The sequence below is a fragment of the Streptococcus mitis genome, from assembly GCF_001579035.1.
Classification (GTDB): Bacteria; Bacillota; Bacilli; order Lactobacillales; family Streptococcaceae; genus Streptococcus; species Streptococcus mitis_J.
Genome location: NZ_KQ970295.1, coordinates 1 through 14,905 on the forward strand (window position 1 = coordinate 1; position 14,905 = coordinate 14,905).

Genomic DNA, 14,905 nt, shown 5'->3' on the forward strand with positions numbered 1-14,905 from the left:
GGGTGTGCCACACTTTGCGCAAAGGCAAGAGACGGCGAAGCGAGACTAAAAGTTAAGATACCTGCAGAAATAGCAACTGCAAAAAATTTAGTAGTTTTCATGAGCTTTTCTCCTTTTTTATTTGTATTCGCTTACATTTTATCATATAATGTTATTGTAGTAAAGAAAGAAGGTGTTTTTATGTTAAAAAAATATTTTTCAAAATATAAATGGACTGATTTGTTTTGGATTCTATTTGTTATTTTGACATGCATCTATGTAGGAAACCATGATTTGTTTACTCTTAATCATCAAGAATTCTCTCTTCGTGGTAGTTTCTGGGGATTTGTGCTTGCATTATACCAGCTACTGTTCATCGATAAATTTATTATCTCTAACCGGAAGTAAAACGAGGATTAGCAAAAGCTCAATCTCAGGAGAAAATGAAGTGATCTTCCCCACAATAAAACGCATAGTATCAAGGTTGTTAAACACCTGACACTATGCGTTTTCTGATTTTAAAGATTTTTTGCTCATCATCATTTTAAATTAAATAACTTGTACAATTTTAATGCTTTAATGCCCAAGCACCTACAAAACCTACAATAACTCCGGCTGCAAATATTACCATATTCACCCTCCTTTCTTTTTAATCAAATGATAACTTTATAATTCTATTTATAATATAAATAAATTCCAATAGCGACACCGACACATATTTCAACCACCAATCCTAGCATGGTAACTCTCCTTTCTTTTTTATTAAACGAGAACTCTATAAGTTATTTACAATATAAATAAATTCCAACAGCGACACCAATAATAAATAATCCCATTAAATTGTCCTCCTTTCATACTGATTCATTCAATTATCAAAATACAACAACTTGTAAATTAACGATGTGTGAAATACACCACAGCGGCTCCTCCAACAAAACCTGCAATAAATAGAAGCATTGAATCGCTCTCCTTTCATACTAATTTGTAATTTAACTTCCTAATTTTTAAATTTTTTCTTAAATTTACCCGGAATAAAGTAAACTGATCTACAACAATTAACAATTGCTACGTAAATCCCGCAATAGCTACTAATAAGATCATGAGATTTTTCCTTTCTTTCAATAAGCTATAGCAATGAATTCAATTCACAATAAAGGAATATACCAACTGCAACACCAATAATAAATTTTTTAACCATAAAAGTTCTCCTTTGCTATATTCTTTTAACTAATTACATGACTTGCGACAAATCAACATATATTAACAATTACATAAAACAGGTATTTTAATGTTCATTAAGCATACTCATTTTTTTTTGATTTCTATTACCTGTTTTTTAAATAACTTTTTTTTAGCTTTTGGATTCTTATTAAACTTAAGTGATAATGATGTAAGAATTAACAAACCAATAATCCAAGCTACTAATACTTGAAAAGAAAGACTAGTTAAACTAAAATCTGTTTTTGTAAATAATTCAGTATAAGCTCCAAGAAAAGTATAATTAATAAAATTAGCGATATCAGTATTCATTTGAGATAAGTTTGGCCCCAGTGCAATAATCAACATAATAGGTAAACCATTAATTTGTGCTTTTGATTGTGTCGAAGAAATCGCAGCAATACATAGATTAATGAGAATAACAGCCATAGCTGTCAACATGACTACAAAACCATACTCTAAATAAATTTTAGAAATATCTGCGCCTGCAATAATAGGGAACAAAATCATATTAAAAATAGTAACTGCAACTGGATGTACTAAAACCGAAATAATATATTCGTATGGTCGTACACCACTTAGTAAAAGTGTTTTAAGATTATTTTTTTCCTTTTCTTCAGCAATGATAGTAGAAACTGTACTGCCTACAGACATAGCAATAGCCGTTGATAAACATAGGAACATTAAATCAAGCCCCTTGTCATCTCCCAAGTTCATAAAATTCTTATAGAGAAATAACAAACCATAAGGCATCAACATTTGGACCAATAAATTTTTATTTGCAATAATAGTTTGGTTTCTTAACCATACCAATGCTTTAAGTCGATTAAACATTTAATTTTTCCCCCGTTAATTCTATAAAAATTTCTTCCAAAGTTGGTTCACACGAATGAATAGAAATAATATCATCGATGTTCAATTTTGTTAATTCTGAAAAATCAAAGATTCTTTCTTCACGATTTTTATAAATAATTTTTATCCTTTTATTTGTGTTATATTTTTGAATGATATCTGCTGGATTGCCTTGTTCAATGAGTTTTCCTTTATTTAACAACGCCAAATTATCACATAATAAAGTAGCTTCGTTCATATCATGAGTAGTTAAAAAGATTGTTGTGCCATTTTCTTTTAAATCGACTAGCAACTCATGAATTGATTTTGAAGTTGTTGGATCCAAACCACTTGTTGGTTCATCCAAAAATAGAATTTTAGGTTGATTAATTAAAGCACGAGCGAGTAACATCCGTTGCTTCATTCCTGTAGATAATTGCTCTGCCAATATGCTTTTGCTCTCTAGCAGCCCCACTTTATTAAGCAACTCGTCCACTCTATTCAAATTAACACCATAAAGCTTCGCGTATAATAGTAGATTTTTTTCTAGTGATAATTTTTCATAGAAACCACTCTTATCGCTAACAATTCCGATTTTTTCTAGATCTGTAGAATTCAGACTATAAGAATCCTTTCCCAATAATTGGGAATTTCCACCATCTTGTAATAGTTGACCAGTAAGAATGTTTATCATAGTTGTTTTCCCAGATCCAGAAGGACCTAAAAATCCAAAAATTTCTCCTTCTTTAATCTCAAAATTAATTTTATTTAAGGCAATTTTCGTACCAAATGTTTTTACGATATTCTTTGAAACAACAATTGAGTTCATCACTCTTCCTCGCTTTCTGTTAAATCAGTAATTTCAATTATTCTAATATCTTCATCACCTTCATATATCAATGTTTCTTCTTCCCCAGGGGATAACACCAGAATTTTAAATAATTTATGATTTACCACTATTTTGCACAAACTACTCATTTCTGAGTAATTTTTAATGGTAATCATTTTTTGTTCAACAAATTGAGAAGATACTTCACATTTTAAATACTTAGTCATTAATAGAACATCCAAATAAGAGTTGATAGTAAAGTAGTAGCAAATAACATAAAATTCTCCTTCCTTGGGATGTAACCCCTTTCTTTATGGTTCTATTGTATTTCAAAACAAATAAAAAGAACATGACATCTAAGTCAGGTTACTAATAAGTTCTTTTATTTTTACCTATGAAATACTATTAATAGAAAAATAAAGAGAACGAGAGAAGTTGTATACTCCTCTCGTTCTCTTTTAAGTTGATGAAATCTCAATTAAATCAAGTTCTTTCTCTTTAATCAAATTGTTAGCTAAAACTTTATCATTAAGCATATTAGCAAATTCAATTGCTTTATTATATGACTGCTCTGCTTTTTTATAATCTTTTTCTACTTTTAAATAATATTTAGCTTCAAAAGCATAGATAACTGGTTTGTGTTGAAAATTATTTGTACCCTCAGTTATCTCACGTAAAACTTTTGTATAAATTAAGTAATCTTCTATTTTTACTTGTATTAAAATCCCTATCAATATTCTTTCAAGTATATAGATACGTTCGTTATCACTATAATCAATATACAATAAAACTTTTTTAGATAACTCTTCAAAATAAGTTTTATCTTCTAGTCCAATAGCACAACAAAGAAAATACAAATTGATTATTAGAAGGTCATTATAGCTATACTTTTTTTTCTTTAAAATTTGATGAAAATATTCCTCTAACAAAGTCAAACCATAAGTAACATCTCGACTACTAAAAACATCTAATTGAACTTGTAAAACTTCAACTAGTAGTTGCTCTTCTTCTGGTAGATGATCATAAAAATTCTCATATATTTCATCAAACATTTCTTCTAAAATTCCAATACGTTTTTCATCCCCGTAAGTATGGGATCGTATTAATTTATTTTTTAATTCCAGATACCGTTTGGGTGTTTCTATTTTTTCAATATCTACTATATCTTTAACGGGAAAATTTAATGCCTTGGATAAAAACAATAATTTAGACAGAGATACTAATACTTGACCATTTTCAATACGAGCGAGTTGACGAATAGTTAGTTCAGATTCATCCCCACAAACATCTGCTTGAGTCAAGTTTTTATTAAGACGAGCCATTCGAATGTTATTGCCAATTTTCAATTTTAGTTCGGCATCTTTATCCTCAATAGTCATATTGAACTCCTAAACTTCTTATCTACCAATATTATATCATGAAATTAACTAACAAGTGGTGGTTAGATATTTACCACCCCCTCTAAAATTTATTTATCGATACACTTCTTATCAAGACGTGCAAGCAGTTCTTGCTTTTGGGCTTCAAGGTTAGCCCGTCCTTGCTCAATTTCTGCACGTCTTTGGGCGATTTCTGCTTGCGCCTCAGGAGTTTCAAAAGTTCCTTGCGACTTGTGAAACTCTTCTAACATATCGATAATTTTTGGGTCAAGCTTATTCACATAATCGGGATTGCTCCACTTTGGAACGTTGCTTTTACTTGTGGTTTGTTTTGTGCTTGATTTTGTTTTAGCAGTGCTTGAGTTTTCTTGTATGTCATTGTAATTGACTTTATAGAAAGATTCAGCTTGGCTTACTGTTTTAACACCATTGTCTGCCCACTCTCTCAAAATCTTTAGAGTGTAGTTGAAAGATCTAGCTTTTTTAGCTTTCTTAATTTCATCAGCAAGTTCAAGAACTTTTAAAGCTTCATCTCTATCAAAGGTTTTAGAAAGCTCTATAAATGCTTCTCTATTTTTAATGCTCATACTTGGGTATCTATTAAAGAATAAATCCAAATGACTAAACTCTTCAACTTCCTCTTCTTTAGCTTCGTTGATATTCTCAATAGTTTCAAGTTCAGGTAGTTCAAGTACATCAAACTCTTTTGATTCGTCAATAGAAGCCAATTTTACTGCTTCTTCATCTTGTTTAGCTTTTATTGCTTCTTCTAATTGTTTCGCTTCTTTATCTTTTTCAAGAGCCTTTTTGACAAGCTCTTTTTTGGCCTTAATAGCCGTATCAATAATGGTTTGGGCGTCGTTTTTGGTGCAACGTTCAATATCTTGTAGTTTTAGAGCCTCAACGTTTTTAGCATTCATTAAAGTAAGCTCGGCGTAAAGCTCATGAGCAAGTTTAATTTGCGCTTCTGTTGCTGGAATTTTAACCTTTTCTAGTGTCCAGTAGATTTTAACTCCAGTAATTTTCCGCCCCTCTTTGATAGGTTTATAAACAACTCCAACGCCTGCAAACTTATTGATTTTTTCGACTGCTGGCACTAAATGTTTTAGCTTGATATTACCAAAAGTCTGCATGGAAGCACCAACAAGCCCAAATAGGCTTCGCAAACCCTCCAAATTAAAGACCAGTTCACGCTTTCCTGCGTTTGTAGCTAGTAAAATTTGCTCATACAAGACTTGTCCGCTTGCGTTCAGTTTTGCAAAAATGTCCAAGTTATAGACAACTGGATTTACTTCATTTCGTCGCAAAATATCAAGGATGGGGGTAATGTACTGATCCTTATATTTGATTTTAGTTGTATTAAAAACAAAGTGATAAACCCCTTGGTTGTAAGTGTATTGGGCAAAAATAAGCACCCCTTTCAACTTACCATTTTTAGGATCAGTCACCATTTGTTCATCAAACATTACAATGCTATTAGTTCCAACCTGCTCTATATCTTCAATAACACGAGTCGACCGCCCTTTTTTAAAATCTACAATATCCAAATAACGCTCAACGTCTTTTTTAGTAAAAGTTGAGGTGGCATAGCCATCTTCGTCAATATCATTATGTAGTAAAGCTAGAGAAAACAAAACATTCTGACTAAAACTCATTCTTTGAGATAGATTGGTGAAAAGGAAATTTTTACTTTTCACTAACTGGCCTGTTTCAATGTTAGAGACCAAAGAATTATCGTCTTTCTTAACTAATTCGTTCATTTACCGCTCCTTTCTTCATTCTACACATCGATTATATCACTTTCATTTTTTAATTACAACTATTTTTCGAAAAAGTAATAGTTGGGTGTGGAAATGGTAATAATAAAGTGTGTATTTGGTAATAATAAAGTGTGTATTTGGTAATAATAAAGTGTGTATTTGGTAATAATTAGAATTCAAAAAATACCCATGAACCCTTGGGGCAGTAAGCGAAAAGGTGGTTTTGTTGCGCTACTACGTATACCTATTACCTATTACCTATTACATACTTATAGAAGAGGAGGAAGAAGGGATATCCCTAATATGAAATGTCTGTTTAGGGAGGAATCTACCCAATATAGATTCACTAATAAAAGGATTCAATGTTTCTAAAATAGATTTAATTCGTCAGATAATAGATAGTTCTAAATCATTCTAATTAAAAAAGTCAGTCTACTAACCTATACTAGCTACGCCACCTACTCTATCTAAATCAATAGACTTTCCCACGATTGGCTAACAAGGCTACGCCTTTCTCTCCCTCTCTTTATGACTTATCTATCATACAAACAATACAAATACTAGAACGAAAAGCCCTCTTTCCCCACTACTAGACCTGCTTCAAACATTACAATCGATTTTGGCCCTCAATTTCCTTATTCAAATCAATCAAATCAGAACTTCAATATAAAATCGATATATAATACCACCTTTACAAAACAACTTCATTTTCTAAAGAAATAGCTTATGAAATTAGCCCTATTTTTGCATTCTACATAAATAGGCCTCTAGGAGCCGAATTTAACCCCATTTTGCCACCTCAAACAAAATACCATATAAATACACCCCCTACCACTTAAAACGCCACAGAAGCCATTCTGACGCCTCTGGAGCCTACATCTAGCTTGCTGCTTCCCCCGGATCATCCACTCACTAAAAAGCCAAAACTACCACCAAATGCCCACGAATCTAGTAAAATCAACGTTTCCAGCCACTTTCTCATCTGCAAAAAACACAACCTAACCACATACCACAGACTTCTCAGTCCTGCCAAGCCCTCGCACCCATTTTCCGAAACCACATGACCTTATATTTTAATAATTCAATTTTACACCCGCATCTAATTTAATTATCTTTACGCATTTAAAATAATTAAACTATATAATACAGTATAACCTTATCACCGGATCCTTTAGTTATGTTCTTACAATAAATAAAAATGATTATTTTATATAACAAATACATTTTATATATAAAATAATTAGAATAGATAAGATAAAGAATAAAACTAAAGTATAGAATAATAAATTAACAGAATAGAGTAAAAAATGAATCAATCACTTTTATAAAATCGCAACCATTTTATCTTGTCAAAAAAATAGACGAGATAAAAAGATAGGAGTTGGAGGGGTAAAAATCAGCAAAATTCAAAAGCTGTCATCAAGTTATAAAGTTAGTTTTATCAAGGTTTTATAGGTTTTTATATACAGTATATAAAAATAATATATATTTTTATCTATATAAATTCTAATTATTTTATTATTTTTCTGTTATTGCTTTACAAAATAATTGAAAAGAGGTATCATAAGAGTATGAAACATATTGATAAAGAATTTAGTTAAAAGGAAAAATAATTAGAATTGCAAAAAGGGTTTTTGAGAAATGAATGAAAACAAAAAGAAATCAGCGTTTGATGGCGGAATAATTGCAGCAGAAACACCGAGACGTTACACGGTTCCTGAGCATGTGAAAAGCTTGAATGGCAAGAGAGTTGACGAGACAGTCAACGGTTTTGAAGACTTTGGCGTATATGAAGACGATGACATTATGGAAGAAGTGGTAGAAATGCCTGCTTCTTTACTGAAAGCGCCTGAAGATATGCCTGAAGCACCTGAAAATCTGAAAAAGTCAAGAGCAGGGCGCAAGCCAAGAAAGTCACGTGAAGCCGTGCATACAAGCCTTGAGATGGTAGGTAAGAAAAAGGTATTGCATGAGGCAGAAGTGCTCGAAATCACGTACAGAAGCTTAGATAAGAGCTTGCTGATGGATTTACTTGTTAAGCAGTATCTAACGGCACTTGAAATCCACGAAGACAGTGCGCCGACTATCCTAAATCACTTGTGGGGGCAAGCTCGCCTAGTAGACGGCAAGCGTATGTACACAAGCTCTTTGCAAGCAACTGCGCAAGCCCTTGAGCTTTCTTACGCCAGTATCCAAAAGGTGACTAAGAAAATGATTAGCAAGAAACTACTCAGCAAAGAAGCTGATGGCTTCCTTGCTTTCGATAGCCTGCTATTGCACTTTTTCGAAAGCTTGACAGTTAATAAGCAGGTAGTCTTGACTTTTGAAGAACTTGAAGAAGAGCAGATGGAAGCTATCACGAAAGATAGTAAAATCAACGAGGAAATGACAAGTTAAAAAGCCCTATATTACGGGCTTTTTCTTATCTATTTAACAATTCCTTCACTTTTTCTAGGGGGATACCCTCCCCTCTCTCATACGCCTCTATTCCTGCTTTGATTTCTTCCTGCAACTCCAAAAAGATTTTTTCTTTTTCTTTTTCTTGGGTCATTGGGAACCTCCATTTTATGGATATATAAGACTTTGCTACCCATAGTATACCATTTATTTAATTAAATCATGGTATACTATGAGTAATCGAAGAAAAATTTGTGTAAAAAGAGGTGATAATTATGTTAGACAAAAATAATTATCAAAATAATATAAAGCAATTTAGAGTTAGAGAGGGGTTGACACAGGAAGAATTAGCTAAGAAAATAAATATTTCAAGGCAAATGATCGGTTTAATCGAAAATAATAAAACAATACCATTCGTAGAAATAGCTTTAAAATTATCTAAAGTTCTAAAAGAACCTATAGAAAATATTTTTTCTCTAAAAACTTTTTAATCAAAACAGATTTTTGAAAAAATCAGCAAACCAATAACTTAAACCCGGGAATAAAAATTTTAACAGAACAACACCAATTACAACACTTAAAAATAATGCTATGTTTTTTCTTTGCTTAATCATTGACACATCCTCCTGCATTGCTAGAGTAGATACCAGGCATAAACATCATAAATAAAACAAGAAACAAAGTTACATACTTCATCTTTTTTCTTCTAATCCATAATGTGCAAAATTTAAACCGATATAACTTATTTTAGCAATATAGTTCCCGTATTTTTTACCTTTCTAGCTATAAATAAGTTTTCTTCCCTTTCATTATACTCCTTTAAAATATATACTTCAAATAACATCTAAAATAAGAGACTAACTTTATAAGCTAGTCTCTTTTATTTATTGAAAAAGGCTAGTAAACAGCCTTGATGCTTATCTATCGTAGTCATAGCTAAAATCGTCTCTTCTTAGTTGCTCTTCCTCTTCTTCTCGTTCCTGCGCCCGATTATCTAGCTTGCGATATAGCTTGTTTTTCTCTTCCTGCGTCAAGTATTTCTCGCACATTTTGCCAATGTCTTTACTTATTGCATTCTGATAATAGAGGTCTCCAAGCTCCTGACGGAGCTTATCATTATCCTTTTCTAGATTATTTTTCTCTTTCTCTAAATCAGCATTTTTCGCCTGCTCCGACTCAAAAAGTCCTTTCCATTTAGCCACCTCAGCTTGTAGAGCCTTATATACGCTTGTTTCCTTGATTGTAGATACTATATCATTAGCAAATTCCTTTAAGCTATCGAAAAAGCCTGCTTTTTTCTTGAGATTTTCATAGTGCGATTGATCCATAGTGACTTTACCAAGTGTTTTAAACACGCCTTTTTCATCATATGTTACCTTGCTTGCTTTTTCAAGTCCTTGTAGTGCTCGGGTGCGTCGTCCGATAAAGTCTATTTGTTCGTCGTGTTGGCGTACCTGTTGCGCCATAAAATCTTCATTCTTGCTGATTTTCGCTTCTTGTTCGCTGATTTTTGCGCTCTGCTCACTAATTTTCGATATATTTTCCTGAACCTGCTCTCTAAAGAAGTTTTTATCAGCTTCAAGAAGCGCCTTTTCTTCCTTTGTCTCTTCTAATTCTAAAGTTTGGTCAGCAATCTTTTCTGAAAGCTCGTTCAGCTCGCTCTCCTGCGCCGCTTTCTCGGCTTTTAGTCGTTCTAGCTCTTTCCGGAAGCTTTCCGCCTGCTTCTTCGCAAGCTCGGCGTTTTCTCGTGCTATACGCTCTTCCCTCGTCGCTTCATCTTTCGATTGTAGCGCATCCTCTGCGTCTTTCTGTGCCTGTTTTGCAGTCTCTTGAGCTTTCTCTGCGGTTTTGTCAGCTTCCTGCTTCTTTGCCTGCTTATCGTTGATTTCTGTATCTAGCTTTTTAATCTCTTCTAGTTTTTCTTGCTTGTACTGATTGACCTCTTTATCTGCTTCCTCTTTGCCTTTTTTCACAGCTTCCTTGAAGTGGTCCATATCGCCGAAATCATGCGTGCCTGTAGCCACGTACTCCAAGCCCAATTCCCGTGCCTTGTCAATCAAGATTTGTTTTGTTTCCGCCAAAAACTGCGTGTAAACGTCGGCGCTTGCGCTCATATTACCCTTGCGATCGCCTTGGAGCGGTTCCAAACCTTGCCTTTTCCGCTCCCGATTTTCCTTGGCTAAATCGTATTTTTTTTGGTCAGATTCGAGCATTTTTTGGTAGAAATCCCCGTCTAAATCTTGGGCAATCGCTCGTGTCGTCCGTGGTTGTAGCCGTAGCCCCTTTTTCATGCCCTCAGCTTTGCCGAAAAAGGTCATGTGCATATGAGGCGCTCCTGCTTCGTCGTAGTGCGCCACGGCATTAAATACGTGGAGGTGTTTGTGTTTCGCTTGGAAATCCTCTAGAAATCTCTTAAAGATTTCGTCAGCAAGCTTTTTCTTGTACTCGATAAAAACCTTTTCGGCTTCCTTTTTGTCATTGATTGAGGAAATGGTGCGAGAGTGGAGCTCGTCCCACGTTTCCTTGTTTCCGATTGTGATAATGATTTCATCTTGGACATTATACTTAGTTGTAGCTTTTCCGCCTTTTCCTTTTCTTTTGTGGCTATCGTTAAGACCTTTGACGTACTCGTAATAGTCGTCTATTTTACGGTCTTGACGCTTTTGTTTGGCGTTATACTCTTCTAAGGGTTCTCCGAAAGCCTCTTGGTAAGCTTCCCTGATATCCTGCTTGATAAAGGTGCTATTGTACTGTGTCAAACTGCGGTCTATGTGACTGTTTGTTGTGTGCCCCCACTCTTGTTCCTCGAAGTTTCGGTTGTTGTGTTTTACATTTATTTTATTGTCGCTATGCGTGACTGAGAGGCTCATCTTTTGCATAAAATACACACTCTTTCTATAAAAATATTCACTTACCTATATTATGCCATATTTTTTGAAAAATAAAAAACGTGGTGTGGCACTTTTTAAAAACTTTCTAAAAACCTTGTTTTATCAATAGATTCATAAAGTTGTCCATAAAATATTTAAAAAATGGACAACTATAGATGTCCATTTTTTCTAAAAATCACGGAAAGTAATATATCCATAATTTTGCATTTTATGGCTTACTATAGTTGTCCATCTTTTTGAGATTTATGGCGGTATTATATGCCCATTTTTTGCTGAAAAGCGGATTTGTTATATGCCCATGATTTTGGATTTTATGGAAAGGTTAGAAGTCCATATTTTACGGAAATTATGGTATGTAAGTTGTCCATTTTTTGATGATTTATGGAAATCTTATATGTCCATAAAAAGCTAAAATATGGATTTGTAAGAAGTCCATAAAAAACCGAAAAAGTGGGGCAGTATATTTCCCACTTTTTCGGCAATTTGTGGCACTATATAAAGACCATAGAGCCATTAAATCTAGCCCAATGCCTGAAACTCGATAAAAAGGGCTTCGCCGTCATTGTCGTCTTTCAGCCGACCGCCCACCGAAGTGGGCAAGGCGAGCGCTATCGCTATTCTCGCCAGTTAGTCCATTCCCTCAAAAAAGAGCCATTTTTCAGTTCCTAGCACTCACTAAAGGGACGTTTCTGTTTCTCTTTGCAAAGAGAAACGCTTTTTGCTTTTTGACAGGGTCAAAAAGAAAGCGCCCTTGCAGGGGGGCAGAGGGAGAGCCCTCTTTTTTCGTCTTCGACAAAAAAATTCACCCCGTGCGACCGAAATGGTCGCCTGTCCGCAAAAAAAAGCGGCCAGATGGTCGGTGCGAACCGCGCACCGATTTCGCGAACAACTCGAAAATAGATTTGTCTAACAGAAAAAAGAAATGCCCATATAGACATCTCTTTTTTCTGTTAGATCAATCGACACAATCTTAGAATTACAAAGACTAAGTTGTATACTAAAGTGATAGAATATAGTGTTTTTCTATACTTATAGATCACATCTAATTTTTTTGCCATTTTAAACATGTAACCACCTCCGTTTCTATTAAATCTGTATATTTCTATTTTACCTAGATTTCAATGAAAAGTATCTTTAATTTTAAAAAAATTAAAGATACTTTTCAGAAAATAATGGCAAAAAAAATAGAGGCTGAAGCCTCTATTTTTGAATTTTATAGATAGATTGGGTCAAGCCAATTCCAATATGCGTTGATAGATACTTGGTTATCTTCTTCATCCTCCCAAATATCTTTAACATTCAACAAGTATTCTAGTTCATTGTTTTCTGCTAACATATCTACCACTCCTTTTTAGATATTATATCACAACGTCTCACTTATGGAAAAAACGGCAATCAGCATTCACTAAATGTACTGACCCCAAAAAGTTAGACAGAAAAAATCTAACTTTTGGGGTCAGTACATTTCCCTTGACAAACAGTGCTTCTTTTTATATACTAGATGAGTAGATTATGGAGAGAGTCTGGTGGTTTTACTACTGGGCTCTTTCTCTTTATTGGAGAAAAAATGGAAAAAGAGTATACATCGTTTAGAAGAAGACTGCAAATATTACGTAGCAGAAGAATGGATATATCGACTCCAAAACAGCGCAATATAGTAAAAAAATATAATTACTATAATTTAATAAACGCATATAAAGGACCATTTCTAGAAGATATAAGAAATTATCCTAGTAATTTCAATCCTAATCAGGATTGCTATATTTTAGGTACAAGACCAGAATATTTAGAACAGCTCTATCAGTTTGATGAGAAACTTAGATTAATACTTTTAAAATATATTTTGAATATAGAGGAAAAAATAAAGGATGCTCTAGTTCAATCATTTTATGAACATCATAGTAAGAACTCTTCAACTAATCAGAGAAATAGTCTTCATAGAGAAAGTGAGTATCTTAGAAGAAACTACTATAACTTAAATGATACTGAGATAAATACAATAGTTTATAAGAGTGGATATCGAATAAATAAAGTAGGGTCTAGGATATCACAGGGGCCTGAACATAAATTTCCTCCAAAGTTTAAAAAAGTTCAGAATTCCAATATATATGACGACTCGATTGCGATGATCTATAAAAATATAGGACAACAACGTCAGAGAAAAAAATATATAGGTGACTATTTAGATAAACACACTTACATACCTATGTGGGTTTTAGTTAATATACTTACTTTTGGTAGTGTAAGTAAATTATTTCAAATACAAAAATCAGATGTCCAATATTTAATTTATAAAAAATTGAATCTTAGAGGAAGTAAAAGTACACCTACTCCAGATGACCTAGTGGATTTAGCTAACTTAATACAAATTTTAAGTTTATATCGTAATATTTGCGCTCACAATGAAAGGGTCTATTGCACGAAAGTCAATATAATTATCGGTGATGACTTCTTGGGATATTTATCTAAATTTCCAATGTCTACTCAAGTGAATAATCTTCAAAGAACTAGAGGGACTTTGACAAGAAATGTGTACAGCAATTTAAAAAGATTAAGAGAGAGTTTATATACATTATTATTTTCTGTCTCAGTATTTTTAAATAATAAAGAGTTAAAAAAATTTAAATCTGATGTAAATAAAGAAGTCAGATTGCTTCAATCTTCTTTACCTTCTCGATCATTTAATACTGTTTTGAGAGAAATGGGTTTAGATATTGACTGGATGAATTTGTTATAGTTCTTTGTACACTTAATTAAGTTGTGTAGTGTTAAACTTTCCGAAAAATGCTTGTTTTTCGGAAAAACGTACTCCTTTAGGAAATTATTTAAAAAGTACCGTTATCCCTTGGCGCTCTAGGTTTTTTTGATGATAGATGATGCACAAAAAAGTCTGAAAGCCCCCAGAATCATCGTCTCAGCATCAAAAATACGTAAAATTTGCATGATTAAAACAAATTTCAGGGGGAGTTATACAAAAAACGACGATTTAAATCGTCGTTTTACTATGATAAATTTGTAATCTTTTTTTAAAAAAATACGTCTATTTATTTTTTATTGTAATGCAGACACAACAAATGAACAGAGATTGAAAAAAACTGTAAAGATAACAACTTCTGTGTCTAAACAACCTATGTGTAAAAAAAATCCTTGCAGCTTGAATCGCTACAAGGATATTTTTGTAGTCACATTAAATTTTATTTAACGTAGTTCCAATAAAAGTTTATTCCTGTAGATGTTGGGTTATCTCTATCTACAGCAATCACGTATTCCAATCCCCAACCATTTCTAGCCGCTGTAAGATACATATCGTCAGATAAATATTTTAAGGCCGAATACACATTACCTATACCAGGGAGCATTCCTACTAGAGTCCCAGCTGGATCACTAGAAAGTGCTATCTCTTTAACTTCTGAAGGACTTAATCTTCGGATAACAGTCCTCATAATAGTTCTATCCATTGAATTTCCTTCAATTTCAACGAAGTTTAAAACATCTTTAGTAATTTGTTCTTGTTCTTCAACACTTAAATTAGATGAATTGAATACATCCTGTAAACTATAAACTTTACTTTCTTCAAGAACAAGTCGCTTAGTCTGGAGTCTTGCATCATGAGATTTTGGT

The 14,905-nt window shown here is 33.3% G+C and carries 13 protein-coding genes and 1 pseudogene; 4 read left to right on the forward strand and 10 right to left on the reverse strand.

Features of this window, described 5'->3' with window-relative positions; all coding sequences use genetic code 11:
* Positions 1 to 180: 180 nt before the first annotated feature.
* Positions 181 to 387: a hypothetical protein gene (locus SMIDD26_RS10600; protein WP_061440092.1), complete on the forward strand. Its 207-nt coding sequence runs from the start codon at positions 181 to 183 to the stop codon at positions 385 to 387.
* Positions 388 to 1,284: 897 nt separating this feature from the next.
* Here the strand turns inward: SMIDD26_RS10600 and SMIDD26_RS10605 are convergent.
* The 6 genes and pseudogenes from SMIDD26_RS10605 to SMIDD26_RS10625 all read right to left on the reverse strand — a co-directional run.
* Positions 1,285 to 2,031, reverse strand: a complete 747-nt coding sequence (locus tag SMIDD26_RS10605; RefSeq protein WP_061440082.1) for an ABC transporter permease — start codon at positions 2,029 to 2,031, stop codon at positions 1,285 to 1,287.
* Entirely contained in the window at positions 2,024 to 2,857 is an 834-nt protein-coding gene (locus tag SMIDD26_RS10610; RefSeq protein ID WP_061440083.1) for an ABC transporter ATP-binding protein, read from the reverse strand. The genes SMIDD26_RS10605 and SMIDD26_RS10610 overlap by 8 nt, the downstream gene beginning before the upstream one ends.
* Positions 2,857 to 3,084: a hypothetical protein gene (locus tag SMIDD26_RS10615; RefSeq protein WP_061440084.1), complete on the reverse strand. Its 228-nt coding sequence runs from the start codon at positions 3,082 to 3,084 to the stop codon at positions 2,857 to 2,859. Before SMIDD26_RS10615 ends, SMIDD26_RS10610 begins: the two co-directional genes overlap by 1 nt.
* A gap of 231 nt (positions 3,085 to 3,315) precedes the next feature.
* Positions 3,316 to 4,236: a helix-turn-helix domain-containing protein gene (locus SMIDD26_RS10620; protein ID WP_061440085.1), complete on the reverse strand. Its 921-nt coding sequence runs from the start codon at positions 4,234 to 4,236 to the stop codon at positions 3,316 to 3,318.
* 89 nt (positions 4,237 to 4,325) lie between these two features.
* Positions 4,326 to 4,517, reverse strand: a complete 192-nt coding sequence (locus tag SMIDD26_RS13650) for a hypothetical protein (protein ID WP_348538403.1) — start codon at positions 4,515 to 4,517, stop codon at positions 4,326 to 4,328.
* Between the two features lie 129 nt (positions 4,518 to 4,646).
* Positions 4,647 to 5,996: pseudogene (locus tag SMIDD26_RS10625) on the reverse strand (replication initiation protein); the annotation flags it as partial.
* 1,641 nt (positions 5,997 to 7,637) lie between these two features.
* Between SMIDD26_RS10625 and SMIDD26_RS10630 the strand changes: the two are divergent.
* Positions 7,638 to 8,393, forward strand: coding sequence for a hypothetical protein (locus SMIDD26_RS10630; protein ID WP_061440087.1), 756 nt, complete (start codon positions 7,638 to 7,640; stop codon positions 8,391 to 8,393).
* A 25-nt stretch (positions 8,394 to 8,418) separates the two neighbouring features.
* Here the strand turns inward: SMIDD26_RS10630 and SMIDD26_RS13535 are convergent, their stop codons facing one another.
* On the reverse strand, positions 8,419 to 8,547 hold the full coding sequence (locus tag SMIDD26_RS13535; protein ID WP_280630531.1) for a hypothetical protein: 129 nt from the start codon (positions 8,545 to 8,547) through the stop codon (positions 8,419 to 8,421).
* Positions 8,548 to 8,668: 121 nt separating this feature from the next.
* On the opposite strand from SMIDD26_RS13535, the gene SMIDD26_RS10635 reads away from it, so the two are divergent.
* Complete coding sequence (locus tag SMIDD26_RS10635; protein WP_061440088.1) at positions 8,669 to 8,884, forward strand: helix-turn-helix transcriptional regulator; 216 nt, start codon at positions 8,669 to 8,671, stop codon at positions 8,882 to 8,884.
* Between the two features lie 426 nt (positions 8,885 to 9,310).
* Here SMIDD26_RS10635 and SMIDD26_RS10640 read toward each other — a convergent pair whose 3' ends face one another.
* The gene (locus SMIDD26_RS10640) at positions 9,311 to 10,717 is read right to left on the reverse strand and encodes a hypothetical protein (protein ID WP_246747039.1); all 1,407 of its coding nucleotides are present in this window, start codon (positions 10,715 to 10,717) and stop codon (positions 9,311 to 9,313) included.
* A 1,780-nt stretch (positions 10,718 to 12,497) separates the two neighbouring features.
* Positions 12,498 to 12,620: a hypothetical protein gene (locus SMIDD26_RS13540; RefSeq protein WP_280630532.1), complete on the reverse strand. Its 123-nt coding sequence runs from the start codon at positions 12,618 to 12,620 to the stop codon at positions 12,498 to 12,500.
* 231 nt (positions 12,621 to 12,851) lie between these two features.
* Here SMIDD26_RS13540 and SMIDD26_RS10650 point away from each other — a divergent pair, with 231 nt between their 5' ends.
* Positions 12,852 to 14,021 (forward strand): Abi family protein, encoded by a 1,170-nt coding sequence (locus SMIDD26_RS10650; RefSeq protein WP_061440091.1) that lies wholly within the window; start codon positions 12,852 to 12,854, stop codon positions 14,019 to 14,021.
* Between the two features lie 457 nt (positions 14,022 to 14,478).
* On the opposite strand, the gene SMIDD26_RS12400 is transcribed toward SMIDD26_RS10650, so the two are convergent.
* Positions 14,479 to 14,905 (reverse strand): hypothetical protein (locus SMIDD26_RS12400; protein WP_167747528.1); only part of this gene is annotated, 427 nt, incomplete at its 5' end.

Excerpts from the sequence above, each read along its gene's own strand:
- SMIDD26_RS10600 (WP_061440092.1), top strand. The coding sequence starts at position 181 with ATGTTAAAAAAATATTTTTCAAAATATAAATGGACTGATTTGTTTTGG.
- SMIDD26_RS10605 (WP_061440082.1), bottom strand. The coding sequence starts at position 2,031 with ATGTTTAATCGACTTAAAGCATTGGTATGGTTAAGAAACCAAACTATT.
- SMIDD26_RS10610 (WP_061440083.1), bottom strand. The coding sequence starts at position 2,857 with ATGAACTCAATTGTTGTTTCAAAGAATATCGTAAAAACATTTGGTACG.
- SMIDD26_RS10615 (WP_061440084.1), bottom strand. The coding sequence starts at position 3,084 with ATGACTAAGTATTTAAAATGTGAAGTATCTTCTCAATTTGTTGAACAA.
- SMIDD26_RS10620 (WP_061440085.1), bottom strand. The coding sequence starts at position 4,236 with ATGACTATTGAGGATAAAGATGCCGAACTAAAATTGAAAATTGGCAAT.
- SMIDD26_RS10630 (WP_061440087.1), top strand. The coding sequence starts at position 7,638 with ATGAATGAAAACAAAAAGAAATCAGCGTTTGATGGCGGAATAATTGCA.
- SMIDD26_RS13535 (WP_280630531.1), bottom strand. The coding sequence starts at position 8,547 with ATGACCCAAGAAAAAGAAAAAGAAAAAATCTTTTTGGAGTTGCAGGAA.
- SMIDD26_RS10635 (WP_061440088.1), top strand. The coding sequence starts at position 8,669 with ATGTTAGACAAAAATAATTATCAAAATAATATAAAGCAATTTAGAGTT.
- SMIDD26_RS10640 (WP_246747039.1), bottom strand. The coding sequence starts at position 10,717 with ATGCACATGACCTTTTTCGGCAAAGCTGAGGGCATGAAAAAGGGGCTA.
- SMIDD26_RS13540 (WP_280630532.1), bottom strand. The coding sequence starts at position 12,620 with ATGTTAGCAGAAAACAATGAACTAGAATACTTGTTGAATGTTAAAGAT.
- SMIDD26_RS10650 (WP_061440091.1), top strand. The coding sequence starts at position 12,852 with ATGGAAAAAGAGTATACATCGTTTAGAAGAAGACTGCAAATATTACGT.